The sequence below is a fragment of the Shinella granuli genome, assembly GCF_004341885.1.
In the GTDB taxonomy this organism is placed as follows: Bacteria; Pseudomonadota; Alphaproteobacteria; order Rhizobiales; family Rhizobiaceae; genus Shinella; species Shinella granuli.
In genome coordinates this window covers 1-25,659 of the sequence record NZ_SLVX01000039.1, presented here as the reverse complement: position 1 = coordinate 25,659, position 25,659 = coordinate 1, and the positions used below count along the sequence as shown (strand labels likewise).

24 protein-coding genes and 2 pseudogenes are annotated in these 25,659 nt (G+C 63.7%); 4 read left to right on the top strand and 22 right to left on the bottom strand.

The window, feature by feature from the left end:
* Nucleotides 1–168: 168 nt before the first annotated feature.
* Complete coding sequence (locus EV665_RS29745; protein WP_133036921.1) at nt 169–807, bottom strand: short chain dehydrogenase; 639 nt, start codon at nt 805–807, stop codon at nt 169–171.
* 64 nt (nt 808–871) lie between these two features.
* The gene (locus EV665_RS29740; RefSeq protein WP_133036920.1) at nt 872–1,705 is read right to left on the bottom strand and encodes an oxidoreductase; all 834 of its coding nucleotides are present in this window, start codon (nt 1,703–1,705) and stop codon (nt 872–874) included.
* 104 nt (nt 1,706–1,809) lie between these two features.
* Between EV665_RS29740 and EV665_RS29735 the strand changes: the two genes are divergently transcribed.
* Nucleotides 1,810–2,706 carry a LysR substrate-binding domain-containing protein gene (locus EV665_RS29735; protein ID WP_133036919.1) on the top strand — a complete coding sequence of 299 codons (897 nt, stop codon included), beginning with the start codon at nt 1,810–1,812 and terminating at the stop codon, nt 2,704–2,706.
* 75 nt (nt 2,707–2,781) lie between these two features.
* On the opposite strand, the gene EV665_RS29730 is transcribed toward EV665_RS29735, so the two are convergent.
* The 9 genes from EV665_RS29730 to EV665_RS29690 form a co-directional block, all read right to left on the bottom strand.
* The gene (locus EV665_RS29730; RefSeq protein ID WP_133036918.1) at nt 2,782–3,186 is read right to left on the bottom strand and encodes a hypothetical protein; all 405 of its coding nucleotides are present in this window, start codon (nt 3,184–3,186) and stop codon (nt 2,782–2,784) included.
* Complete coding sequence (locus EV665_RS29725; RefSeq protein ID WP_133036917.1) at nt 3,179–4,684, bottom strand: aldehyde dehydrogenase family protein; 1,506 nt, start codon at nt 4,682–4,684, stop codon at nt 3,179–3,181. Before EV665_RS29725 ends, EV665_RS29730 begins: the two co-directional genes overlap by 8 nt.
* Nucleotides 4,685–4,830: 146 nt before the next feature.
* Complete coding sequence (locus EV665_RS29720; RefSeq protein ID WP_064333342.1) at nt 4,831–5,178, bottom strand: cupin domain-containing protein; 348 nt, start codon at nt 5,176–5,178, stop codon at nt 4,831–4,833.
* Between the two features lie 29 nt (nt 5,179–5,207).
* Nucleotides 5,208–5,570: a cupin domain-containing protein gene (locus tag EV665_RS29715; protein ID WP_133036916.1), complete on the bottom strand. Its 363-nt coding sequence runs from the start codon at nt 5,568–5,570 to the stop codon at nt 5,208–5,210.
* Nucleotides 5,563–6,855 (bottom strand): glycosyltransferase, encoded by a 1,293-nt coding sequence (locus EV665_RS29710; RefSeq protein WP_133036915.1) that lies wholly within the window; start codon nt 6,853–6,855, stop codon nt 5,563–5,565. The genes EV665_RS29715 and EV665_RS29710 overlap by 8 nt, the downstream gene beginning before the upstream one ends.
* 17 nt (nt 6,856–6,872) lie before the next feature.
* Nucleotides 6,873–7,919: an ABC transporter ATP-binding protein gene (locus EV665_RS29705; RefSeq protein WP_133036914.1), complete on the bottom strand. Its 1,047-nt coding sequence runs from the start codon at nt 7,917–7,919 to the stop codon at nt 6,873–6,875.
* Entirely contained in the window at nt 7,916–8,707 is a 792-nt protein-coding gene (locus tag EV665_RS29700) for an ABC transporter permease (protein ID WP_133036913.1), read from the bottom strand. Before EV665_RS29700 ends, EV665_RS29705 begins: the two co-directional genes overlap by 4 nt.
* A complete protein-coding gene (locus EV665_RS29695) occupies nt 8,704–9,504 on the bottom strand; it encodes an ABC transporter permease (RefSeq protein WP_064333644.1) in 801 nt (266 codons plus the stop codon). The genes EV665_RS29700 and EV665_RS29695 overlap by 4 nt, the downstream gene beginning before the upstream one ends.
* Before the next feature lie 176 nt (nt 9,505–9,680).
* On the bottom strand, nt 9,681–10,739 hold the full coding sequence (locus tag EV665_RS29690; protein WP_245507874.1) for a polyamine ABC transporter substrate-binding protein: 1,059 nt from the start codon (nt 10,737–10,739) through the stop codon (nt 9,681–9,683).
* Nucleotides 10,740–10,943: 204 nt separating this feature from the next.
* On the opposite strand from EV665_RS29690, the gene EV665_RS29685 reads away from it, so the two are divergent.
* From EV665_RS29685 to EV665_RS29675, 3 genes and pseudogenes are all read left to right on the top strand, one after another.
* On the top strand, nt 10,944–11,876 hold the full coding sequence (locus EV665_RS29685) for a GntR family transcriptional regulator (protein WP_162853209.1): 933 nt from the start codon (nt 10,944–10,946) through the stop codon (nt 11,874–11,876).
* A gap of 6 nt (nt 11,877–11,882) precedes the next feature.
* On the top strand, nt 11,883–13,184 hold the full coding sequence (locus EV665_RS29680; RefSeq protein WP_133036911.1) for a glycosyltransferase: 1,302 nt from the start codon (nt 11,883–11,885) through the stop codon (nt 13,182–13,184).
* Between the two features lie 4 nt (nt 13,185–13,188).
* Nucleotides 13,189–13,439, top strand: a pseudogene (locus tag EV665_RS29675) (bile acid:sodium symporter family protein); the annotation flags it as partial.
* A 267-nt stretch (nt 13,440–13,706) separates the two neighbouring features.
* On the opposite strand, the gene EV665_RS29670 reads toward EV665_RS29675, so the two are convergent.
* The 11 genes and pseudogenes from EV665_RS29670 to EV665_RS29620 all read right to left on the bottom strand — a co-directional run bounded on the left by EV665_RS29670 (nt 13,707) and on the right by EV665_RS29620 (nt 25,260).
* A complete protein-coding gene (locus EV665_RS29670) occupies nt 13,707–14,216 on the bottom strand; it encodes a gluconokinase (protein ID WP_064333334.1) in 510 nt (169 codons plus the stop codon).
* Nucleotides 14,213–15,592: a GntP family permease gene (locus EV665_RS29665; protein ID WP_133036910.1), complete on the bottom strand. Its 1,380-nt coding sequence runs from the start codon at nt 15,590–15,592 to the stop codon at nt 14,213–14,215. The genes EV665_RS29670 and EV665_RS29665 overlap by 4 nt, the downstream gene beginning before the upstream one ends.
* A gap of 209 nt (nt 15,593–15,801) precedes the next feature.
* Nucleotides 15,802–15,897, bottom strand: a pseudogene (locus EV665_RS33365) (NrsF family protein); the annotation flags it as partial.
* Nucleotides 15,898–16,204: 307 nt separating this feature from the next.
* A complete protein-coding gene (locus EV665_RS29655) occupies nt 16,205–17,239 on the bottom strand; it encodes a proline racemase family protein (RefSeq protein ID WP_133036909.1) in 1,035 nt (344 codons plus the stop codon).
* A gap of 11 nt (nt 17,240–17,250) precedes the next feature.
* Nucleotides 17,251–18,726, bottom strand: coding sequence for an aldehyde dehydrogenase family protein (locus EV665_RS29650; protein ID WP_133036908.1), 1,476 nt, complete (start codon nt 18,724–18,726; stop codon nt 17,251–17,253).
* Nucleotides 18,727–18,737: 11 nt separating this feature from the next.
* A complete protein-coding gene (locus EV665_RS29645; protein ID WP_133036907.1) occupies nt 18,738–19,976 on the bottom strand; it encodes an NAD(P)/FAD-dependent oxidoreductase in 1,239 nt (412 codons plus the stop codon).
* A 23-nt stretch (nt 19,977–19,999) separates the two neighbouring features.
* Entirely contained in the window at nt 20,000–20,875 is an 876-nt protein-coding gene (gene dapA / locus EV665_RS29640) for a 4-hydroxy-tetrahydrodipicolinate synthase (protein ID WP_133036906.1), read from the bottom strand.
* A 164-nt stretch (nt 20,876–21,039) separates the two neighbouring features.
* Nucleotides 21,040–22,596, bottom strand: a complete 1,557-nt coding sequence (betC, locus tag EV665_RS29635) for a choline-sulfatase (RefSeq protein ID WP_133036905.1) — start codon at nt 22,594–22,596, stop codon at nt 21,040–21,042.
* A gap of 10 nt (nt 22,597–22,606) precedes the next feature.
* Nucleotides 22,607–23,359, bottom strand: coding sequence for an amino acid ABC transporter ATP-binding protein (locus EV665_RS29630; protein WP_210234704.1), 753 nt, complete (start codon nt 23,357–23,359; stop codon nt 22,607–22,609).
* Nucleotides 23,360–23,378: 19 nt separating this feature from the next.
* The gene (locus EV665_RS29625; protein ID WP_133036903.1) at nt 23,379–24,473 is read right to left on the bottom strand and encodes an amino acid ABC transporter permease; all 1,095 of its coding nucleotides are present in this window, start codon (nt 24,471–24,473) and stop codon (nt 23,379–23,381) included.
* Nucleotides 24,474–24,489: 16 nt separating this feature from the next.
* A complete protein-coding gene (locus EV665_RS29620; RefSeq protein ID WP_162853208.1) occupies nt 24,490–25,260 on the bottom strand; it encodes an ABC transporter permease subunit in 771 nt (256 codons plus the stop codon).
* Nucleotides 25,261–25,659: the final 399 nt, after the last annotated feature.

Here is a 25,659-nt window from a genome sequence, read left to right as displayed (position 1 = left end):
CGTTGCAGAAAGGAAATAGGTGGCCGGATTTTACTCCGCCCGCAGCAGCATTATGCCGCCGCTACCGTGGCCGACTTTTGCACCGCCGCTCTCAGGCATTCCACTGATCACCGCCATGTCCCGTTCCGGCTCGAAGCAGACACCGCGGCATGCTGCTAAAACCAAAGATCACACACACCGCCCTTTGGAGAAAAAGTCTTCAAACGAACGATACGCTCTGATGATTTCGCCGGTCCTGCCGCCTTCGATGCATCCGACATAGGCTGCGATCAAACTTTCCATGGACACTGGTGGCATCCCTGGAAAGAGGTGCCCGTAGGCGGTCACCGAGTCCTCTACCATGGTAGGGCTGACTACGTTGATCCGCTGTTTGCGATCGAGTTCGATCGCCGCAGAAAGCACGAAACTGTGGAGGCCCCCACTGATGACCGCCCCGCCAGTCACGCCGCGCCACGGCTCGTCGGCGAATATGCCGCTGGTAAGGGTAAACGAGCCTCTCTCCGAGACGAATGGGCGTCCCAGAAGCACAAGGTTGATTTGACCGATCAGCTTGCCTTGCATGTTTTCAATCAGTTGTGCGTCGGTAAGGGTATCGAAGTCGTCCATCGCGCCTGACGCAGCAACGCAGACACATGCGTCTATTTCGCCAACGGCTTCGTACATGCGCGCGATCGCATCGCGCGAGCGGATATCGACAAGGACGTCGCCGGAGGTGCGGCCGGCCCGAATGATGTCATGCCGACGCTCCAATTCGAAACACAGTGCGCGGCCGATCGTGCCCGAAGCACCAACAACAAGAATGCGCATGCGAATTTCCTCAGTTACGGCCGGCAGCGTGACATGGATGGCTCCTCTTCCGTTCTGACCGGGGTCAGGCCGCGTCGAAGATCGTATCGCGGGCAAGCGCCTCCCAGGTTGCGAGATCCTTGAGGAGCGTGGTGGAATGGTCTCGAACGGCGTCGACCGCGTCGGCACCCAGTTGCAGCCGCAGGGGCGTCTCGGAGGCCTGGAGCGCTCTCTCGATAGCGGCTGCGGCCTTCAGCGGATCACCCGGCTGGGTGCCGTGCATGTCGTGTACGAACTGGCGCGTGCCGCCGACGACATCGCGATAGACATCCATCCGAGGCATATGGCGCATGCTCGGCCCGGCCAGATTGGTCCGGAACTGGCCGGGCTCGACGATCAGTACCTTCACGCCGAAGGGCTTCAGCTCCTGCGCCAGGGCTTCGCTTGCGCCCTCCAGGGCAAACTTCGCCGCCGAATAGGCGCTGAAGCCCGCGAAGGAGAGTTGTCCGCCAAGGCTGGAGATGTTGACGATGGCGCCGCTGCGCTGGGCACGCAATATCGGCAGCGCCGCGCGGGTGACGTTCATCGCGCCGAAGAAGTTCGTTTCCATCAGCATCCGCAATTCGTCGTCCGGAGTCTCCTCGAATGCACCGACCACGCCGTATCCGGCATTGTTGATCAGCACGTCGATGCGACCGAAACGGGTGACGGCCGCATCGACGGCGGCTTGCGCGTCGTTCGTGCTGGCCACGTCGAGCGCAAGGGCCAATGCCCGTTCGGGTGCCTTGGCGACGATGTCCTCCAGCGAGGACATGCGCCGGGCGGTGGCGACGACATTGTGGCCCTGCTTCAGGGCATGGTCGGCGAAAGCGCGGCCGAAGCCCGAGGACGCGCCGGTAATGAACCAGGTCTGGGTCATGGAGATATCGATCCGATCAGTTGAAGACTGGCCGCATTTTGGCTTTCGGATGATCAGGCGGCTAGATGGTTCAAATCGACAGCGTTGTTCGATATCATGCATGAATGGATCGCGACTTGCTGGCCCATTTTCCCGTTGTCCTGACCGTCGCCCGGCGCGGCGGCTTTGCCGCGGCTGCCGCTGCGCTCAACATGAGCCCGTCCGCCGTGAGCCATGCGGTAAGGTCCGTCGAGGAACGCCTTGGCCAGCCGCTTTTTGCGCGCACGACCCGCAGCGTGGCTTTGACCGAGGCCGGTGCCGATTTCGTCGCTTCCGTCGGCCCGGCACTGGCCACGGTCGAGGAAAGCGTTGAACGGGTTCGATCCGCCAAGGGTCAGGTGGCAGGTGTGCTTCGCATCAACGTTCCACGCCTCGCCCTGCCGCTCGCAATCACGCCGGCGATCATCGAGATGAGCCGGCTCTATCCGGACCTGACGATCGAGGTGACCTGCGACGAAGGGCTGGTCGACATTGTCGCCGCCGGCTTCGATGCCGGCGTGCGGCTGGGCGAGATGATCGCGCAGGATATGGTGGCGGTCCGCCTGACGAAACCGTTCATGGCGATCATGGTCGCGTCGCCTGCCTATCTCGAGGAGCGAGGCGTACCGCACTCCATCGCCGATCTCTCCCGCCACAACTGCATCGGCTACCGGCTGATATCGTCTGCTGCCGCCTATGCCTGGGACCTGCAGGAGAAAGGACAGGATGTCTCGGTCGAGGTCAGTGGCACCGTGCGTGTCACCGATTCCCTTCACGCGCGCGACCTGGCTCTGGAAAATATCGGCATCACCTATCTCTTCGAGCCCCTTGTCCGGGAGGATCTTCGGACGGGTCGACTCAGGCAGGTGCTTCCGGCGGCCAGCATCGAGGAGCCCGGTCTTTTCCTCTATTTTCCCCGATATGCCTCGCAGGCGCCCAAGCTCAGAGCCTTCATCGATGTGCTTCGAAGATCGTCGAGGTGAGAAGCGTCAAACCATCCCCCTCCCGTTGTCAAAAGCTCCATCCAGGGCGGCGCACCGCTTCATTGATGACGTCCGCTACTGCAAGTAGGCGCCCTCGTTGGGCGCCGATGCCTCTTCCCGCGATGACTGTCGCCGGCCTGACGCTTCGGCAAACCGCAGCGTTCCAGATTGGCAATCAGCCAAGGCCCTGTCGGCTGCCATCCCCGCTTCTTTCGGGACCAGACCGAGCAAGCAGGATGAGCGGATTCTTGCCCGTGTTTGAGAGCTGGACGTAGATGTTCTACGAATACCGCCATCGAGTTCCAAGGCGATACCATTTGCCGCCCGATTGTTCATCAAAAACAGCACAGCATGAACAATGTCTTCGACGCTGGCCAGACGTCGGGAAGGAGTGCGCGCTTTCATTGCGCCGATGGCCGGCTGACCTCCCTCGGCGGTGCGCCGAAGGATGCCGGCGAGCGAGGGATGCACCTCACACATGCTTGCGCCCCTCCGCGTCGAAGAACCAGTCGTCCGGATAGGGATACCACCAGCCCTGGATCACCGGTTTATGGTCGATGATGACCATTTTCGAGCGGCGGAAGGCATCGAGGCCGAGCTTTGAAAGCTCCCGTCCGAGGCCGGATTTCTTCCAGCCCCCGAAGGGCAACGCGTCGTTGTCGATCAGCGGGTTGTTGACCCAGACCATGCCGGCCTCAAGCCGGTCCGCCGCCTCCATCGCTTCTTCGAGTGAGGTGGTAAAGACAGAGGCGCCGAGGCCGAATTCGCTGTCATTGGCCCGTTCGATCGCTTCGTCGAAATCCTTGACGCGCATGATAGCGGCGACAGGACCGAAGCACTCTTCGTTCATGATCGCCATGTCGGGTGTGCAATTGACAAGGATGGTCGGCTCGTAGAACCAGCCGGTCGGCTCAGTGTCCGGGATCTTCCCGCCCAGCACCACCGTCGCTCCCATCGCCTTGGCATCCTCGACCAACCGGATGACCTTTGTACGCGCCGCCTCGCTGACAAGCGGACCTATCTCAGCGCGCGTGAGACCGTTGCCGATGCGCAGACGCTTCGTCTCGGTAGCGAACTTTGCGACGAACGCGTCATGCACCGCATCGACGACGAAAAACCGCTCGGCCGAGGTGCAGACCTGGCCGGACATGTGAAAGGCGGCGGTGACGGCACCGGCCGCGGCCACATCGAGCGGCGCGTGGGCCGTGACGATCATCGGGTCCGAACCGCCCGCCTCGATGACAGCCGGCTTCATCTGCGCCGCGGCGGCCATCGCCACGGCCTTGCCGGCGGCAACTGAGCCAGTGAACGCAACGGCGTGAGTCTTCGGCGAGGCGATGAGCGCGCTGCTCAGCTCGACACCGCCCGGCAGGCAGGCGATCAGGCCATCCGGCAAGGCCTCGAAGACCCGCATGAATTCCAGCGTGGAGAGCGTCGTCGCGGGCGCCGGCTTGATGATGCACGCATTGCCCGAAGCGAGCGACGCAGCGACCGTCCAGCACATCAGGAGGATCGGGAAATTGAACGGCATGATATGCACGCTCACGCCGAGCGCCTCGTAGCGCGCATGTTGGAAGGAGCCGGCCTGCGTGGTGCCCGCCACCTTGCCGCCCTCGTCGCGCGCCATTTCCGCGAAATAGCGGAAGGCGCCCGCGCAGTTGGCCACCTCACCGATCGCCTCCGGATAGGGCTTGCCCATCTCGCGCGACATCAGTTCAGCGCAGCGGCGCATGTCTGTTGCCTCGATGCGGTTGGCGATGCGGTGAAGGATGGTCGCGCGTGTCTTCGCGTCCAGCCGTTTCCAGTCCCGCTGCGCCACGGTGGCGGCATCGAGCACGGCCTCCATGTCGTCGAGCGCGGTGTCGGCGATGGTGCCGACGGTGGCGAGCGTTGCGGGATCGATCACGGCATGGCGGGCGCCCTTGCTCGGGACGTAGGCCGGGTGCCGGTAGAACACGGGTTCGGCGGGGTTGAACATGGCAATACTTCCTTGGTGTTCTGGAGAACCGGGCGACGGCCTCTCATCCGCCTGCCGGCACCTTCTCCCCGCAGGCGGGGAGAAGGGACAAGCCGCAGCGTTTCGTCTCGCTCTCCCCGCTTTCGGGGTGAGGGAAAAATATGCCTTCAGCGGATCATGTAGACCTTCTTCACGGTCTCATGGACCGTGCATTCACCCTTCCAGTCCTTCGGGAAGAAGGCGGCGGTATCCGGCGTGATCTCGATCACCTCGCCGCTTTCATGGACATAGGTGCAGCGGCCTTCGAGGAAGTGGCAGAACTCGTCGCTGGTGACGTGGCAGAACCACTTTCCCGGCGTGCAGATCCATAGGCCGCTTTCGGATTCGCCGTTCGGGCCCTTGTAGATGACCTTGCCGGAGGTGCGGCTCTCGCCCTCGATCATGGTGGGAATCACGCCCCAGTCCTTGAGGTCGGTCTCTTCCAGCGGCTTGCGCATCAGGGGTGTCGCGGTCATGGGATATTTCCTTTCATTTTCTCTTTACGTCAGACCAGCATGTAGATGTTGCGCATGGTCTCGATGACGGTGCATTCGCCGGTCCAGCCGCCGGGGAACATAACGACCGTGCCCGGTTCGACCTCGATCACCTCGCCTTCGTCCGAGCGATAAACCGCCCGGCCGGCCACGAAATGGCAGAATTCGTCCCGTGGGATGGACAGCCGCCAGCGGCCGGGCGTGCAGACCCAGATGCCGGATTCCGGCTGGTTGTTCGGCCCCTTGAAGACGAGACGGCCCGAGGAGTGAGACTGGCCCTCCAGGCTGTCCGGCTGGTCGCCCCAGTCGACGAGGTCGGAAAAGGTCGTCGCGTTATGGATGTGCGGGGCGGATGCTTTCGTCGTCTCAACCATTGTAGGCGCCCGTCTTCACGAGGTCGTCGAGAATGCCTGCGGCCTTCTTCGGGCCGTTGCGGGCCTGCATATGGGCGCTGGTGGCGGCAAGGCGCGTCTTCATGGTCGAATTGTTGATGCAGGCGTCGAGTTTTGCCGCAAGGTCGGCATCCGTCCAGTCGTAACGCGGCATCTTGAAGCCGTGGCCGGTCTCGTCGACGCGCGTCGCATTGTCGTGACCATCCCAGACGTAGGGCATGATGATCGCCGGCTTGCCGAAATAGAGGCACTCCGTGAACGAATTGTTGCCGCCGTGGTGGATGGCCGCATCGACCTGCGGGATGACCGAAGGCTGCGGGAACCAACTGTCGACGATGACGTTGCCGGGCAGGTTCTCGTACTGATTCTTGTAGTCGCCGACATTGACGAGCGCGCGATAGGGCAGCTTGCCGATGGTCGTGATAAGGCGCTTCAGGAGGTCCGTATCCCCTGCCCCCAGCGAGCCGAAGGAAATGTAGATCAGCGGCTTGTCGTTGTTCTCGGCAAAGGTCGGCACCTCGTAGGGCTTCTCCTTGCGAACGCAGCCCTCGAGATACTGGAACTGTTTCGGATCGAGCGGATGCTCGCGCTCGAACTTCACCGGCTCCGGATAAAGCAGCAGGTTCATGAAGGGCGAGGCTTCGAAAAACTGGCCGATCGGATAGGGCGCCTCGTTATTCTCGGCAAGGAAACCGTTGAAATCGTCATGGATCGGCTTGATGACGTCATTGAAATGGTCGCGATAGGCGGCGTGGCAGGCGAAATCCTTCTCACCGCAGCCGGAAAGATGCGGCGGGATTTTCGGATCCTCGATCTCGTTTTCCGAGCAGGAGATGATGCGCACCCAGGGCGTGCCGTATTGCTTGATCGCAGGGAAGAGGATGACGTTGTCGACGCAGATGAGGTCCGGCTTGATCTTCGCCAGCACGCCCGGCAGGTCTTTCTGCGCCCATTTTGCGCTGTCGACGATCGCCGTCCAGCAATCCTTCACGTAGTTGTCGACCTGGTCGTAGGGAGATTTACGAAAATTCGGGATGTGGCCGTTGATGAAATCCTCCCAGAACTTCGCCATCTGCTCCGGCGGCATGGGTTCGGAAAGGTTCACGGCATGTGCCTCGAAACCGTAGCCCTCATAGACCGAAACGAAGCCGGGGTCGGAGAGGAAGACGGCCTTGTGGCCGAGCGCTTCGACGGCCTGCGCGATGCCGACCGAGTTCAGCGCCGGGCCAAAGGCCGCTTCCGGGAAGAATGCGATGGTCTTGGACATGGTGTTCCCCTCTTTATTCATTGGAAGAGCCGGCATCTCGCCGGATCGATCTTGAGGCTCAGCGCATCGCCGATCTTCCAGTTGCCCGCCCCGCTCGCTGGAATGCGGACCTGAAGCGGCGTTGCACTTGCGGTCGTCTTGACGTGCAGCACGCGGTCGAGGCCGTGATAGGCGATATCGACGATGGCGCCGGACACCGGCAGGTCGCCGGGCGGGCCGATGACGATGTTTTCCGGTCGCACGGCGAGCGTCGCGGAGCCGGCATTGCCCGATGCCTTCACCTGCAGACCTTCCGCGGCGAAGAGACCATCGACCCCGACCTTGCCGTCGATGAAATTCATGACGCCGATGAAGTTGGCGACGAAGCGGTCGGCGGGGCGCTCATAGACGTCCTCCGGCGCACCGACCTGCAAGAGGCGGCCGTCCTTGAGGATCGCCATGCGGTCGGCCATGACGAGCGCTTCCTCCTGGTCGTGCGTGACGATGATGAAGGTGATGCCTACTTCGTTCTGCATGCGCTTGAGTTCAAGCTGCATCTTCTCGCGCAGCTTCTTGTCGAGCGCGCCGAGCGGTTCGTCGAGCAACAGCACTTTCGGGCGCTTCACCAGGGCGCGGGCGAGCGCAACACGCTGCTTCTGGCCGCCGGAAAGCTGTTCGGGCTTGCGGTCGGCAAATTGCGTGAGGTCCGTCGTCGCCATGGTCTCGTCGACGCGGCGGTGGATTTCCGTCCTGGCGAGCCGCTCCATTTCGAGGCCGTAGGAGAGGTTCTGCCTGACCGTCATATGCGGAAAGAGCGCATAGGACTGGAACATCAGGTTGAGCGGCCGCTTTTCCGGCGGCAACGGGGAAATATCCTTGCCCTCAAGCAGGATGCGGCCAGCATTCGGGCTCTCGAAGCCGGCGAGCATGCGCAGCAGCGTGGTCTTGCCGCAGCCGGAGGGGCCGAGCAGCGCGAAGAATTCGTTCTCGCGGATATCGAGCGTCACATCGTCGACGGCCGTCACCGGCCCGAACGCCTTGCCGACACCCTCGATGCGCAGGATCGGATTGCTGGATGCGTTCATGGGACCTGCTGTTGTCTGTTGAGCCATTGCGAGATCAGGAGCGCCGTCGCGCTGACGCCCATGACGATGGTGGCGAGCGCGTTGACCTCGGGCGTGATGCCGAAGCGGATCATCGAATAGATCTGCATGGGGAGGGTGATGGACGAGCGCCCGGCGCCGGCCGTGAAGAAGGCGATGATGAACTCGTCGACAGAAAGCGTGAAGGCGAGCAGCGCACCGGCGACGATGGACGGCAGCAGCACCGGGAAGGTGACGCGCCAGAAGGTCGTCCAGCCCGACGCCCCGAGATCGCGCGAGGCCTCGACGATGGAAAAATCGAAATGCTTCAGCCGGGCGCGCACGACCGAGCAGACGAAGGCGAGGTCGAAGATGACATGGCTGATGACGATGGTGTGCAAGCCCATCGTCAGGCCGAGACGCGAGAAGAAGGTGAGCAGCGCCACGGCGAGCACGATGTCGGGGATGACCATCGGCGCGAAGGCGAGCGCTTCGAGACCGTTGCTCTTGCGGCGCCGCGTCTCCATGCCGAGCGCCAAAAGCGTGCCGAGTACGGTGGAGATGACGGTCGCGAAGACGGCGACGATGAACGTGTTGCCGGCGGCGCGCAGGATGTCCGTGTTGGAAAGCAGCGCGCCGTACCAGCGGGTGGAGAAGCCGGACCACGAGGTCGGCAGGCCGCTGGCGTTGAAGGAAAGCAGCACCAGCACGGCGATCGGCAGATAGAGGAAGCCGAAGACCAAGAGCAGCACGATGCGCCCCGGCAACTTGCTGGAAAGCGTCGCGTTCATTGCGCCGCCTCCCCTTTGCGCTCGCCGCTGGCATGGGCCGTGGCGCGGGCCTGCAACAGGAGCAGCACGATCATGGTGAGGATCAGCGCCGCGCCGAGGGCTGCGCCGAAGGGCCAGTCGTTCGCCGTCAGGAACTGGTCGTAGACGAGGTTACCGACCATCTGGAACCGCCCGCCGCCGAGCAGCGCGGGCGTCACGAAATTGCCGATGGAGAGCACGAAGACGAAGACGCCGCCCGCCGCCACGCCGGGCAGGGTCAGCGGCAGCGTGACGCGCAGGAAGGTGCGGACGGGGCCGGCGCCGAGATCGCGCGACGCCTCCATCAGTTCCGGGTTCAGCCGCGACAGCGTGGAATAGATCGCGAGGATGACGAAGGGCAGGTAATTGTAGACGAGACCGGTGATGACGGCGCTCTCGGTATAGAGCATCGACAGCGGCTCGCCTGTGTAGCCAAGCGAGCGCAGCAGGTTGTTGATCAGGCCCTCGCGGTTCAGCAGCACGATCCACGCATAGGTGCGGATCAGGTAATTGCTCCAGAAGGGCAGCACGGCGAAGAACAGCAGGATCGGCTGCGACATCCTTGGCGCCCGCGAAATCGCGTAAGCCGCCGGATAGGCGATGAGGATCGCCACCACCGTCGCCGTCAGGGCGATGCGCGCGGAATTGAGAAAGATCTTCGCATAGAGCGGATCGGCGACGCGGGCGAAATTTTCCAGTGTGAACGTGTATTCGACGCCGCCCCAGACGCCGCGCTCGAAGAAGGCATAGCTCAGCACCAGCAGACACGGCACCACCATTAAGGCGACGAGCCAGGCGACGCCGGGCGCGGCGAGCAGGGTCGGTCTGGTGGCATTGAAGGACAAGGCTTTACTCCCGCGGGGGGCCGTCACAGCGTTCGCGCATAAAGGATTTCAGGAAGAAAATTGCCCGTGGCGGCGGGCCGCCTCCCAGTCGCCACGGGAAGGAGCCGCGTTCAGTTCGCGGCCTTGATCTCGCTCACGATGCGCGAATAGTCCTTCTGCGCCGTCCCGAGGTCGCGCAGCAGCTCGTATTTGACGAGGTCCGCAGGCGCCATGGCCATGTTCGGGTATTGCTCGGACAGCGCCTTGTCGAGGCTTTCCATCGCGGCCTTGTTCGGCACCTTATAGAGGATGTTCTGCGCGGCCCAGGCGTGGTTCTTGGCATCGAGGATGAAGTTGATGAACTTCATCGCCGCATCCTTCTTCTCCGAGCTTTTCAGGACGACGATCGTGTCGATCCAGAGGTCGGAGCCTTCCTTCGGCACGACGAACTTGATGTCCTTGTTCTCGCCGATGCCGTAGTTGCACCAGCCGTCCCAGGCATGCACCAGCGAGGCCTCGCCGGAAACGAGCTTGGAATAGAAGGTCGTGTCGTCATAGGCGAGCAGCGTCTTCTTCGCCTCGATGAGCAGGGTCTTCACCTCTTCGAGCCTGGCCGGATCCTTCTCGTTGACGGAAAACCCCTTGGCGAGCTCGCCCGCCGCCATCAGCCAGCGGTCGGTGGCGAGCATCGTCGTCTTGCCCTTCAGCGCATCCACCGGCTGGAGCAGGTTCAGCCAGCTGTCTGGCGTACCTTCCACGAGGTCGGAGCGGTAGCAGAGGCCCGTCGAGCCCCAGGTATAGGGCACGGAAAACGTGTTGCCCGGATCATAGGCGAGCGTCGTGGCTTCCGGATAGAGATTGTCGAGGTTCGGCACGGCCGCCTTGTCGATCGGCTCGGCGAGCCCTTGCCCGTTGAGGATTTCGGCGAAGGGTGAGGAGACGAAAACGACGTCGTAGCCCTTGCCGCCGCTCGCCATCAACTTGCCCATCACCTCTTCGTTGGTGGCGTGGTTGACCACCTCGATCTCCAGCCCGGTCGCGGCCTTGAATTGCTCGGCGATGTCAGGGGCCATGTAGCCATCCCAGTTCGAGATGACGAGATCGGCGGCGGAAGCCGCGCCCGTCGCAAGACATGCGGCGACAAGCGCCGCGGCCGCGCAGGTCGCAGTCAGTCGGTTCTTCACGGTCACGGAAGACTCCCTTGTTTTACGTTGTTCCAACCTCTTCGACGGGCGCGCCGGTTCTCCGGTCTCATTCCCTGTCGCATGGAAGTATTATTTATAAAAAAAATACGTCAATAGGGTGGATGCATTTTTGCGGTCCGCGCATTTCCGGACTTGCGCGACGAATGCTCAAAGGGCAGCATGCACGGCGATGGAGGGCAGAGGCGAGCCATGACCCCGGAGCCGAAACGCACCAATTTCCGCCATGTCGAACTGGCGCAAAAAATACTGGATGTCGCCGGCGAGCGCGGCATGGCGCCCGGCGAGCGGCTGGCCGAACAGGCGCTCGCCTCGCTCTGCAACGTCTCGAGAACCCCGATCCGCAAGGCTTTGCAGATTCTTGCCGAGCGAGAGCTCGTGACGGCGGATGCCGAGGGCGGCTATCTGCTCGCCGTCGATCCCGCCGCCATTGCGCGCCTTGAAGACACGGCGGAAGGCGATGGCGAGAGTGAAATCTATGCCGCGATCCTGCGTGATCTCGCCGCCGGACGCATTGCCGAAAGCCAGACCGTCGCCGCGCTTCAGCGCCGCTATGACGTCTCACGCCAGACGGTACAAAATGCGTTTGTGAAACTGGCGGAGGAAAATCTGGCCGAACGCGGTGCCGGCCAGCAATGGCTGCTGAAGCACTTCGCCATCAGTGGCGATGCGGCGGCGAAAAGCTACGAGTTCCGCCTTGCGACCGAGCCGCTCGCGCTGACCCTGCCGGAGTTCAAGCGCGATATTCCGGCGATGACGGCGCTGCGCCAGTCAATGCTGATCCTGCGCGGGATGAACGAGACAAATTTCGACCGCAAACTTTTCGACCGCACGGACTACGATTTCCACCTGTTGATCGCGCGTTCCTGCGGCAATCCCTTCATGGCAGAGACGCTTACCAACCATCACCGCCGCCGCCGCGCCAGCCCGCCGGCCGGCCATGTCAACGCCTTCCGGCTGATGCAGTCCAACCTCGAGCATATCCAGATTCTCGAGCAGATCGAGCGCGGCCAGATGGAGCTTGCGGCCGATCTCATGCGTGTGCATATACAGCTCTCCCAATCGCAGCGCCCACGGCTGGCCGGCCGTGGCGTTCCTCCCGCCTTCAAGCTCGTCGTGCGTTGATCCTCCATGGCGCCAGCAAAGACCATCGCCCTCTTTCCGGAAGCAAGCTACGGCGCAGCGCTGAACTGTGTGGGTATCGCCCAGGAACTGAGGCGCATGGGCCACCGCCCCGTTTTCATTTGTCATCCCGGTTTCAGCGGCGTCTTTACCGAATACGGCTTTGGCGAATACCAGCTCGGCGACGATACGTCCGCACCCGCGACCGACTGGAACGATTTCATCGAGCGCCATCAGGACGCCTTCCGCCAGAGTCCGTTCGATCAATTGCAAAGCTATGTCGGCCCGACCTGGGATGCGATTGTCGATACGGCGATCCGGGTGGAAGAGCCGCTCAGGCAACTTGTGGCCCGGCTGAAGCCGGATGTGATCGTGCTCGATAATGTCGTGATGTTTCCGGCGATCGCCAATGCCGGCGTACCTTGGGTCCGCGTCGTCTCCTGCGCCGAAACCGAAATTCCCGATCCGCGCGTGCCGCCCTATCTCTCCGGCTGCAGCGAAACACCGGGCGAGGAATGGGAGCGGTTTTCCGCGCGATACCGCGAGGTGACGGCTTCCGCCCACCGGCGGTTTTCCGCTTTTCTCGGCCAGTCGGGCTTGCGTCCACCGCCACCGTCAGTTTTTCTCGAGCCGTCGCCCTATCTCAACCTGCTGCTGGCGCCGAAAATCATTCGCCGCAAGCGCCGCAACGCGCTGGATGAGGAGCTTTTCGTCTTCCTCGATGGCTGCGTGCGGCATGAGGCGCCCTATGCCTCGCCCCGCTTCGCCAGCCACAATGAAGCGCCGCTGGCGCTCATCAGCTTCGGCTCGCTCGGCGCCATGGACGTGACAATGATCAAGCGGATGATCGAGACCTTCTCGAAACTGCCCTACCGTTTTCTCATCAACGCCGGCCACTGGCGCGACGATTATCGCGATGTGCCGGACAATGTCTTCATCGACGACTGGTTTCCGCAGCCTTCCGTGGTCGAGCAGGCAAGCCTGTTCATCCACCACGGCGGCAACAACTCCTTCTGCGAGGCGCTTTATTTCGGCACGCCATCGATCATCATGCCCTATTGCTGGGATGGTCACGACAATGCCCGCCGCGCCGAAGAAACCGGCGTCGGCCTGCACCTCGACCGCTATGGCTGGAGCGAGAACGAGCTGGCAAGCGCCATCACCAGCCTGATGGATGATGCGGCGATGCGGGCGAGGCTAAAGGACAATGCGATCAGCATGCAGAAGGCCGCCGGCGTGAAGCGCGCGGCCGAAGCGATCCTGAAGGTGGCGACCACGATGCCAAGCACGGGACTATCGGTAAAAACATAACCCGGTCGTCGTGCTTCACAACGGGCTCGGCTACCTGCTCGGCTTCTTCGCGGCGAAGGCCATCGGCCTGACGCTTGCCAAGCGCAAGGCGATCGCCATCGAGGTCGGCATGCAGAATTCGGGCCTGGGCGCGGCGCTGGTCACCACCCATTTCTCGCGCTCGCCACCGTTCCCAGCGCCATCTTCAGTGTCTGGCACGACATCTCCGGCGCGCTGCTGGCCAACTGGTTCGCCAGGCGAAAAGACGAGGCCGCACGAGAGGCCCGAGCGGAAAGCTCAACAAGGATATTTCGAACAGAAGAAGACATGGGAGCCGCGCTTCGAGGGAGGGGCTCTTGCATTGCATCCCCGTCAGCGAAAATGTGCGGCAGCGGCTCGGAATGCGTACGGTCGGCATCACCATGCGCGAGAACTGGTTGCCGGGCGGACTACAGTCGATGTTTCTGGAGCAATTGCGCCGTGTCGCGGTGGAGATGGGTTCCACGTAGAGCTCCACCGCTCACGCCACCTGCTGAAGTCGTGTCAGTAGCCGAGTTCCCGCATTGCGATGTCGACCTGTTCGGTCGTCGAAAGCGCCACGTCGACGACCACGCCGTCTTCATCCGGACCAAGCGGTTCGAGCGTCGCGAGCTGCGAGTCGAGCAAGGAGGCGGGGAAGAAATGCCCGGCGCGGTGCGAAAGCCGATCGGCCAGCACGGCGCGATCGCCGTGGACATGCACGAAGCGCACGCGTGGCGCGCCGCTGCGCAGGATATCGCGATAGGCGCGCTTCAGCGCGGAGCATCCGAGCACGGAGGGCCGGCCGGCCGCCTCATCCCTGGCGATCTCCGCCGCCAGCGCCTTCAGCCATGGAATACGATCGTTGTCGTCGAGCGGAATGCCGGCCGACATCTTGGCCACGTTCTCCGGGGGATGGAAGCTGTCGCCCTCGATGAAACGCCAGCCGAGCCTTTCGGCAAGCGCTTCCCCGACAGTGGTCTTGCCGCTGCCGGAAACGCCCATCACCACGATATGATGCAGCTCTCCGCTCATAGTATCCACCATCCCACAAGGGCGAAGGCAAAGCCGATGACGCCGAGCAGGGTTTCCATCACGGTCCAGGTCTGGAGCGTGGTCCGTTCGTCCATCTGGAGGAAGCGGCCGACCAGCCAGAAGCCGGAATCGTTCACGTGGCTCAGCACCGTCGCGCCGCAGGCAATGGCTATGACGAGGAAGCACAGGTCGAAGGAGCTCAGCCCCGTCGTCGCGGCGACGGTGGGGGCGAGAAGGCCCGCCGTCGTGGTCAACGCCACGGTGGCCGAGCCTTGCGCCACGCGCAGCGCGGTGGAGATGAGGAAGGCGGCGACGATCAGCGGCATGCCGACAGCCTCCAGGCTGCCGGCGAGCGCCTGGCCGATGCCGCTTGCGCGCAGCACGCCGCCGAACATGCCACCGGCCCCGGTCACGAGGATGATGCCGCAGACCGGGCCGAGAGCCCCGTCCATCAGCTTTTCCATGTCCTTGAGCGTGCGCTGGCCGCTGAGCGTCCACATGCCGACGAGGACGGTGATGAGCAATGCGACCGGCGTTTGCCCAGCCATGCGCAGAATGTTCACCCACAGAGCATCGCCGTCGATCGCCTTGGCGGTCACCAGCGTGCCAAGGCCGGTGTTGAGGAAGATCAGCACGAGCGGCAGCAACAGCACAAGCATCACCGTGCCGAAGGACGGCGGCTCGCGGCGGTCATGCGCCGCCTCGCTGAGCGATCCGAGAAGTTCCGGGACCGGCAGTTCGAAGCGCTTGCCGGCCCAAAGGCCGAAGAGGTAGCTGCCCAGATACCAGGTCGGCAGGGCGACGGCGAGGCCGACCAGCACCAGAAGGCCGATATCAGCCCCCAGCAGTTCGCCCGCGGCGACCGGGCCTGGATGGGGTGGCAGGAAAGCATGCATGACCGCGAAGGCACCCGCCGACGGCAGTGCATAAAGCAGCACTGAGCCGCCGAAACGATGGGCGACGCTGAAGATGATCGGCAGCATCACCACGAGCCCGGCGTCGAAGAAGATCGGAAAGCCGAACAGCAGCGAGGCGATGCCGAGGGCGAAGGGCGCGCGATCGTGGCCGAACTGCCCGATCAGCCGGTCGGCAAGCACCTGCGCGCCGCCCGAGACCTCCAGCATCCGCCCGATCATCGCGCCGAAGCCGACCAGGAGCGCGACCGAGGCGAGCGTCGAGCCGAAGCCCTGCAAGAGCGTCGGAACCACGTCCTGGAAGGAGATGCCCGTGACCAGCGCGGTAAGCAGGCTGACCAGCACCAGCGCCACGAAAGCATGCAGGCGGAACCGCAGGATGAGCAGAAGAAGCAACGCGACGGCGGCAACGGCGATCAGCAGCAGCGTCACCGTCCCGTAGACGGGCTCAGTCGAGGTCATGTGTCCTCCCGGGTCGAATCGCACCAAAGTCCATGTCTTCCATGGCCTTTCCCCGGCAAGCTAGGCTGAAAGGGAGGAGGCGCAAAGCGATTATGTCGATGGTTCACAGAAAGACGGCGCAGGCGCCATGCTGAACGGAATCGAGTTCGGCCTGCCCGCAGTTAAGGGGCAAGACCGAGCCGCCGGCCAGGCACGGAAGCAGCAGCCGGCTACCAGTGCAGCAGACGGCTGCCAAGAAGCGCGCCGCCAACGGTCACGCCGGCAATGGCGATCATGTACCAGGTGGCAAGGAAAAGCGGGCTGTCGTCCGGGCAGTGTCAAGCATAGATAGCCGCGGCAATCGCGCCGGCGGCAAGGCCCGCCGCCGTGGGGCTTTGCGTCCGTGTCATTTTTTCTCTTCTGGTCGTTCAGCCACAGGGTGTCCGGTCTGGATGCATTACTCTTGCGGACTTTTCCATGTTCGATCTGACAGCCTACAAGCGCGAGTGGTTCTCGACTAGCGAGATCACGGTTTCGCTTTTGTGAGTCACGAACTAAGCCGACCCTGAAACCGCGAAGTTCCGATCACATAGCCGATGCCGTTCAGTCCTCCGACACCCCATCGGGCACCTCCTAAAGCAGGAGATCGACCTGCGGTCCCCAGGTGTCGGACAGCGCGAAACCGGCCGTGAACGGATCGTCGGAGGCGCGGCGCAGTTCCGAGCGGCCATAAACATAGCCGCGGCCGGTGATGCGCGGCAGCACGGCCCGGCGTCCGCCGACCTGCGTTTCGCCGATCGCCTCGGCCAGGAATTCTCCGCCGATGATGGAACGCGAGATACGGCCATTGCCCACCGAGATCTCGTTGCGTGCGAACAGCGTTGCGAGGTTTGCGGAACTGCCCGTGCCGCAGGGCGAGCGATCGACCCGGCCCGGCTGGAGCGTGGTGCAGGTGCGCACCGCGCCGTCCGGCTCATGGTCGCGGAACATGACATAGGCGATCTCGTCCACGCCGGGCAGTGTCGGGTGCCGCACCTTCACCTGATCGCCGAGACGCTGCTTGAGCGCGATGCCGGCTTCGGCAAGCTGCCGGGCGCTTTCCGGGGCGATGGTCAGGCCGATCTGCCCGACATCGACCAGCGCATAATAGACGCCGCCGAAGGCGATATCGACCTTGATGCGGCCCCATGCCGGCGTGTCGATTTCGTGGTCGAGCAGTTCGGCGAAGCTCGGCACGTTGTCGAGGCTGACGGAAAGGCAGCGCCCGCCCTCGCACCGCGCTCGCGCCACGACGAGGCCGGCGGGCGTATCGAGGCGGAGGACCGTTTCCGGCTCCCGCATCGCCACCCGGCCGCTTTCGAGAAGCGCGGTGACGACGCAGATACAATTGCTGCCGGACATCGGATGGGCGCGGTCGGCCTGGAGCACGATGAAGCCGGCATCCGCATTCTTCCGCACCGGCGCAAGAAGCAGGTTCACCGACTGGGCGACATGGGCGCGCGGCTCGAAGGTGACGAAACGGCGCAGGCTGTCGTCCACCGTGTTGATGTGGTTCATCTTGTCGAGCATGGTGGCACCTGGAATCTCCGGCGCGCCGTTCATCAGCACATGGCCAAGCTCGCCCTGGCAATGGACGAGCATGAGGTCGAGCGCGTTTTCGAAACGCATCGCGGCGGCTCCTACTTGATGTACCAGCCCCAGGGATCTTCGCTCACATATTTCGTGATCTGCTTGATCTCCAGATAGTTGTCGAGACCCCAGCGGCCGAGTTCGCGGCCGATGCCGGATTCCTTGTAGCCGCCCCAGGGCGCCTCGGTGAAGGTGGGCTGCGAGCAGTTGATCCAGACGATGCCGGCGCGGAAGGCCTTGGCCACGCGCTCGGCGCGCGCATCGTCCGCCGACATGACGGCGGCAGCGAGGCCGAAGCGGGAATCGTTGGCAAGGGCGACGGCCTCCTCTTCCGTCCGGAAGGGGCGCACGCAGACGACCGGTCCGAAAATCTCCTCCGTCCAGGCGGCGCTATCGAGAGGCACATCGGCAAGAACCGTCGGGCGCAGGTAGTAGCCCCTGTCGAAACCCTCCGGCCGGGTGCCGCCGCACGCGACCGTGGCACCTGCCGCCTTCGCCGCCTCGATCGCGGCGACGACCTGCTCGTGCTGCTTCTTCGAGACCAGCGGGCCGAGCAGCACGCCGTCGTCGAGGCCGTTGCCGATGCGGATGCGGTTCGTCTCCTCGATGAGGCGCGCCATCAGCGGCTCGTAGATCCCCTCCTGCACCAGCACACGCGAGGTGGCCGAGCAGACCTGGCCCTGGTTCCAGAAGATGCCGAACAGGATCCATTCGACGGCCTTCTCGATGTCGCTGTCGTCGAAGACGACGAAGGGCGACTTGCCGCCGAGTTCGAGGCTGACGCGCTTGATGTCGCGGGCGGCGGCGGCCATGATCTTCGAGCCCACCGGGCCGGAGCCGGTGAAGGCCAGCTTGTCGACGCCTTTGTGGTCGATGATCGCCTGCCCCGCGACGGGGCCTGCGCCGGTTAAGATGTTGAGCACGCCCGGCGGCAGGCCGGCCTCCTCGGCGACGGCGGCGAGTTCCAGCGCGGTGAGCGAGGTCACTTCGGCGGGCTTCAGGACGACGGTGCAGCCGGCGGCAAGGGCCGGCGCGACCTTCCAGGAGGCCATCAGCAGCGGGTAGTTCCAGGGAATGATGGCGCCGGCAACGCCGACCGGCTCGCGCACCGCCCTGGAGGTGAAGCGGTCGTCGGAGAGCGCGATCGGCTCTTCCGGATCGTTGTCGAGCTGCTCGGCAAGGCCGGCATAGAAATCGAAGCAGCCGGCGGCATCGGCGATGTCCCAGTCGGCTTCCGGAAAAGGCTTGCCGTTGTCGATGACTTCGAGCCGCGCGATCTCGGCCTGCCGGGCGCGGATGCCGGCGGCGATGGCGCGCAGGTATCTTGCGCGTTGGGTACCGGTCGTCTTCGGCCAGCCGCCTTCATCGAAGGCGCGGCGGGCAGCCTTCACGGCGAGATCGACGTCCTCGGCCGTGGCGGCGGCGATATGATGGATCACCTCCTCCGTTGCCGGGTTGATGACCTCGAAGGTCTTGCCGTCGCTAGAGGGTTTCCAAGTTCCGTCGATATAGAGTTCGCTTCGCATGGGCTTTCCTTTCAGAAACGGTCGACGCGATAGGGTTTGAGATCGATGGGCGGCCTTGCGCCCGTCACGAGGTCGGCGACCAACCGGCCGGTCGTCGCGGCATAGGTCAGGCCGAGATGGCCGTGGCCGGTGGCGTAGAAGACGTTCCTGCGCTTTGCCGATGGGCCGATGACCGGCACCGTATCGGGCAAGGCCGGGCGGTGGCCCATCCATTCGCTGGTTGCTTCGGCCTTGAGGTCCGGCAGCGCCTCCTTCGCCCGTTTCACCAGCACCCTGGCGCGGCGATAGTCCGGTGGGGCATCGAGCCCCGCCATCTCCACCGTGCCGCCGACACGGATGCCGCCGGCCGTCGGCGTCACCATGAAGGCGCGGGCGGGCCAGATGATGGAATGGCGCATGGAAATGCCCGGCGCCATGATCTGCGTGTGGTAGCCGCGCTCGGTTTCGAGCGGGATCGGCTCGCCGAGCAGCTTCGACAGCCGGCCGGTGAAGGCGCCCGCCGCCAGCACCACGCGATCGGCGGCAAGCCGGCGGCCATCGGCCAGCCGCAGGGCCGAAACATCGCCCCCGCCGTCTTCGAAGCCGACGACCTCGCCGGTCTCGACGGTGCCGCCGAGCGCCTGGAATTGCCCGGCAAGCGCCGTCACCAGCCGATAGGGATCGGCCACGGAGCGATTGTCCGGGAAAAGCACGGCCCTGGCGATCTTCGTCGTCAAGGCCGGTTCGAGATCGCGGATGGCGTTGCCGCCGAGAATGTCGTGGCGGAAGCCGAAGCGGTCGAGGATGTCGATATGGTCGCGGTCGGCGCGGAATTCCGCCTCGTCGGCATAAAGGCTCAGGCAGCCTTCGGCGCCCAGCATGTGGGCAAGGCCGGTCTCCTTCAGCAGCGCATCGAGATCTTCATGGGCGCGGCCGCAAAGGGCCGCGCCGGCGGCCTCCAGTTCGCGCAGCCTGGACGGGCGGCTGGCGGCGAGGAAGCGCAGGAACCACGGAACGAGCTTCGGCACATAGCCGGGGCGGATACGCACCGGGCCTTCCGGATCGAGCAGCCATTTGGGCATCTGCGCCCAGACGCCGGGCCGCGAGGCGGGCATGAATTCCGTGACCGCGATGCTGGCCATATTGCCGTAGGAGGCGCCCCGGCCTGGCCCGTCGCGGTCGACCAGCGTCACGGAAAGACCGCGGCGCTGGAGGGCGTAGGCGACGGTGACACCGATGACGCCGGCACCGACGACGGCGATGGATGGCATGGGGCGCTCCTCCGAAAGTTTCTTCAGTTGAGGATGGGCGCGATGGCCGCGCGAAAATCCGTCTTTTCCTGCTCGGTGAGTTCGCCGAGCGGCGCGCGGCAGGTGCCGACGGGCGTCCCCTGGAGTTCGCAACCATATTTGATCTTCTGCACGAACTTGCCGCTTTCGAGGATGTTCATGGCGCGGTAGAGCACCGTCATCTTTTCACGCGCGGCGGCAAGATCGCCGGAACGGAAGGTGCGGTCGAGATCGACGCAGGCCTTCGCCATGCAGTTGGCCGGGCCACAGATCCAGCAATCGGCGCCCCAGAACATGAAGTCGAGGGCGATGTCGTCCGAGCCGGAGACGAGGTCGATGCGGCCCTTGTAGCGGGCGTGGATATCGACGGCGCGCTGGAGCACGCCCGAGCTTTCCTTGATGCCGATGACGCGCGGATCGTCGGCAAGCGCATCCATCAGCTCGAAGCCGATCTCGACGCCGTCCTTCGGCGGGTAGTTGTAGAGCACAAGGTTGATGTCGGTGGCGTCGAGCACGGCGCGGTAATGGGCGAGCAGTTCCTCCTGCGTCGGGCGCGTGTAGAAGGGCGTGGCGAGCAGCACGGTGTCGTAACCGATCTCCCTGGCGCGCAGCGTGTTCTCGATCACCTCACGGGTGGCCGGCGCGTTGGTGCCGGCGATCAGCGCCTCGCCTTCCTTCGCGAAATCCTTGACGAATGTCAGCACGTCCTCGCGCTCCTCGTTCGAGAGCGAAAAGTATTCGCCCGTCGAGCCCATCGGCACCCAGCCGGTGACGCCGGCGTCGCGCAGGGCGGTGAGGTGCTTTTCGAAGGCCTTGAAGTCGACGCGGTTGTTGGCATCGAAGGGGGTGACGAGGGCGGGCATGACGCCGGAAAGTTTCATGAGATGTCTCCTGTATTGTGGTCGCAGCAGCGCGGATTGATTTTGTCGTCTCCCTGTCGACTTGATTTACGATCATGTCGTCTTCGTGTCGACTGGTCAAGGTGTTCGTGGCGAAGGCTGCCGCAGAGGGGGACGCGGCAACCCGGAGTGTCGGGCGGGCGGGATCAATAGTCGGCGTATGGAAGATAGGAACGCCGCTCCACATCGGGGAAACGCTCGCCGGTGCGCACGAACCGCGTGTGTTCCTCGATCGGGTTGGGATAGTGTTCCCAGCTACGCTGCTTGCCTTTTTGCATCGCCCTGTTGACGAACTGGCGCACGCGCTGGCTCTGCATGACCTCCGCACGGAGCTTCGGCAGATCCCAGATCGCCTCGACCGCCTCCAGCAGCCGTTCGAGTTCCGGCTGGAAGGCAGGATCGTCCGCCAGGTTGCGCGTTTCGCCAGGATCGGCGGCAAGGTCGTACAATTGCGTGGGATAGGCTTCCGACACCACGACCTTTCTGGCGCCGCGGCGCAGCATGACGCGGGGAGCCTTCGTTCCTCCGTCTATGTGTTCGGCCATGGTGACGCGCTGCGGATCGTCCTTGGCGAGCAGAGGAAGGAGGCTCCTGCCCTCGTGCGGCGTGACGAAAGACCCCGCGTCACCACCCCCGAGATCGACGAGGGTCGGCAGCAGGTCGAGAAGCGAGACGGGCGCGACGATCCTCGAGAGCCCCTTCCCATTCGGACGATAGACGACCAGCGGAACGCGGATGGCGGGATCGAAGAGGTTCTTCTTGAACCACAGGCCCCGTTCCCCGATCATGTCGCCATGGTCGGATGTGAAGATGATCACCGTCTCATCGGCGATGCCCGCATCCTCCAGCGTCTTGCGCAACTCGCCGAGCTTGCGGTCGACATAGCTGATCATGCCGTAATATCCGCGGCGCGCGCGCCGGTAGATCTCATCCGTCACCTCGAACTTGTCGAGGCTGTAGTGGAAATAGAGGGAGCGGCTATGCGGGTCCAACGCGTCGAGCGGAATCTTCGCAGTGCGCGGCAGGTCGATGCCCTCGTCCGTATAGAGGTCCCAGTATTCCCGCGTGATGACGTATGGATCATGCGGCTGCGTGAAGGAGACCGTCATGAACATCGGCCGGCCATCGCCGTAGCGCCGCCAGTCGAAAATGTGCTGCGCCGCCCGCCGTGCGACTTCGTCGTCATAGTCGATCTGCTGGGAGCGGGCGAGCGGGCCCGCGTCGGCGATCGTCTCGACGCTGGAGACCCCGAACGGCACCTTGCCCTTCGCGACGATCTCCTCGTCCTCCAGCTCGTCATAGGTTTTCGGCGGCACCCAGCTGAAGTCGGCCGGGTAGATCTCGGTCGTCAGCCTGTCCTCATAGCCATGATGCTGGTCGGGGCCGACGAAGTGCATCTTGCCGGAGATGCAGGTGTAGTAGCCCGCATCGCGCAGATAGTGCGCGATGGTCGGAACGGCCGCGGGGAATTCCGCGGCGTTGTCGAAGGCGCCGATCCGCGACGGCAGGCGCCCGCTCATCAGCGCGAAGCGCGACGGCGCGCAAAGCGGGTAATTGCAATAGGCATTTTCGAAGACCGAGCCCTGCTCCGCCAGGCGGTCGATGTTCGGTGTCCTGCAGACCCTGTTGCCGTAGGCGGAAAGCGCGATGGCCGTCAGCTGATCGCACATGACAAGCAGGATGTTCGGTTGCTTGCGACGCATGGTTTTCCCCTCAATGACCGAGAATCTGGCTCAGGAACAGTTTGGATCGTTCGTGCCGTGGATTGTCGAAGAAATCGGACGGAGCCGCCTCCTCGACGATCCGCCCCTTGTCCATGAACACGACCCGATCGGCGACCTTGCGGGCAAAGCCCATTTCGTGGGTCACGCAGAGCATCGTCATGCCGTCCTGCGCCAGTTCGATCATGACGTCGAGCACCTCCGAAATCATTTCCGGGTCGAGCGCCGAGGTCGGCTCGTCGAAGAGCATGATCTCCGGCCGCATGCACAAGGCCCGCGCAATGGCGACGCGCTGCTGCTGGCCGCCCGAGAGTTCGCCCGGATAGCTTCCGGCCTTCTGCGGGATCCTCACGCGCTCGAGATAAAGCATCGCCTGCTCCTCGGCGGTTCTCCGATCCTGCCTGCGCACCAGCATCGGTGCGAGGACGCAATTCTCCAGCACCGTCAGGTGCGGGAAAAGGTTGAAGTGCTGGAACACCATGCCGACGTCCCGGCGGATCTCGTTGATGTTGGCGAGGTCCTCGTTGAGTTCCGTGCCGAGCATCCTGATGGTGCCGGCCTGATGATCCTCGAGCTTGTTGAGGCACCGGATCAAGGTGGATTTCCCGGAACCGGAAGGACCGCAGATCACGATCTTCTCGCCGGCCGCCACGCTCAGGCTGACGTCGAACAGAACCTGATGGGCTCCATAGAACTTCGCGAGGCTTTTGACGTCGACGGCAATCTCACCGCTTTGTGTGTTCATCTCCGTGCCTTTCATCGGATCAATGACGCGCCACGTTCAACCGTCTCTCCAGATAGGCGCCGTATCGGGAAAGCGTGAAGGTGAACGCGAAGTAGATTGCGGCCACGAAGACGTAGACCTCGACATAGGTGGCGGACCACTCGGCCGTCGAAAACGCGGCGTTGCCGGAGGCCATGACCTCGAAGAAGCCGATGATGACGATCAGCGAGGTCTCCATGAACGTTATGACGACCTGGTTGATGGTCGGCGGCAGCGCATGGCGGAAGGCTTGCGGCAGGACGATGCGGGACATGGTCTGCCAGTAGTTAAGGCCGAGTGCATGGGCGGCCTCTTCCTGCCCCGCGGGAAGCGCCTGCATCCCGCCACGGATGATCTCCGCCTGATAGACCGCGAAGAACAGCGAGAAACCGGCGATGACGCGGTAAAGCTTGTCGCCGACCAGGAAGTGCGGCAGCGCGTAGGGAATGATGATCGCCGCCGTGAACAGGATCGCAACGAGGGGAAGAGAGCGGATGCCGTCGATCAGGACAGCGACCGTCCGGGCGATGACGGGCAGGCGCGAACGCCTCAGCAGCGCAAGGCATACCGCGAGCGGCATTCCTGTGACGACCACCGTGGAGAACACGAAGAGCGTCAGCGACAAGCCACCCCACTGGGTCTCGAGCACGGTCGGAAGGCCGAGGAAGCCGCCGCGCATCAATCCGTAAAACACCCCGTAACCGGCGATCCAGACCAGCGGCAACCGCGTCGCGGACCAGGAGAAGGGAAAGCAGGACACCGCCACGGTCGCCAGGATGGCTGCGCAGGCGAGCGCCGAGCGCCACTGCTCGTCATAGGGATAGAGCCCGAAGAAGATCAGCCGCCAGCGCGCGGCGATGACCGCCCAGCAGGCGCCTGTCGCTTGCTGGCACACGTTGGGTCCGCCGGAGGACCAGACGGCGTCGAGGACGGCCCATCGGAACACGGTCCAGACGGCCAGCGCGATCAGCGCGAGGCAGACGCTCGTCACGGCAGCGGCGCCGGGCGTGGCAAAATATCCCTTCCTCACGGCGGCGAGAAACGTGTCATGGCGCGGTGGCGGGATTTCGCCGGAAACGATCGCAACGTTCGACATGTCGGCGCCTTCCCTCCTAACGGACATTCTGGCCCCGCAGGGCGATCGAGCGATTGACGGCGTTCAGGACCGCGGCGAGGGAGAAATTGATCGCCCAGAAACCGGCAATGAGGACGAAAATCAGCGAGAGCGTCTGACCGGAATGGTTGATCGAATTGGCGACGATCATGAAGAAGTCGCTGAAACCGATCGCAATCCCGATCGAGGTCGCCTTGACCAGCCAGACATACTGGTTGGTCAGGGTCGGAAGCATGATGCGGATGGCGAGCGGCAGCCTGATCTTCCAGAAGATCTGCGCGCCGGTGAGGCCGAGCGCGAGGCCCGCTTCGACCTTGCCGCGGGACACCGCAAGCAGGCCGGCGCGGACGATCTCCGCAATGTAGGACGCGCCGAACAGGGATATCGCGATGACGGCGGCGCAGAATTCCGGCGCAAGCTCAAGTCCGCCGGCGATCCTCAGGCCACGCTGGACGGGCAGGTCGAACAGCGGCGTCTCAGCGATCCGGCCCGACGACAGGACGCCGGCGACGGCCGCCAGGACGATGACGAACCCGGCCAGTTTCACAAAGCCGTCGTTGCGCCGGAGGAGGGAAAATCGCCGTGCCACATATCCGACGATCAAAAGCGCCAGGGCCGTCAGGACGGCAAGGCCGATCGCTCCGCGCTCGATATTGAGGCCGGGCAGGTAGAAACCGCGGTTCGAAAAGTAGGCCAATTCGCCGAGGTGATAGGCATTGCGCGCATTCGGGAGATGCGTGAAGACCGAATACCAGAAGAAGGCCTGCAAGATGAGAGGGATGTTCCGAAAGAACTGGACATAGACGAGCGCGATCTTGCTCAGCAGCCTGTGCGCAGAAAGCCGGGCGGTGCCGATGGCGCCCCCCAGGATCGTCGCCAGGAAAACCGGAGGCTCGGCATATTAACATCGCCCCCGCACAGCAAACTAGCGGAGGCATCCATGACTACCACTCAACTGAAGCCGGTTACCCTTAGATGGCCGATCGAAGACTGGTCGCATCGAGCGTGCGTCGCGTCCCTGATCGAGGTGATGAAGACCGAGGGATATGCTGCCAGAAGCATATGCTCGGCGCTAGGCCGTGTGGACGAATTGACTCAGGTATAGGTTTTGGGGTTCCGGGGACGAATCCGGTCTGATTCATAGGTTGCCGACTGATTTGGAGGTCGG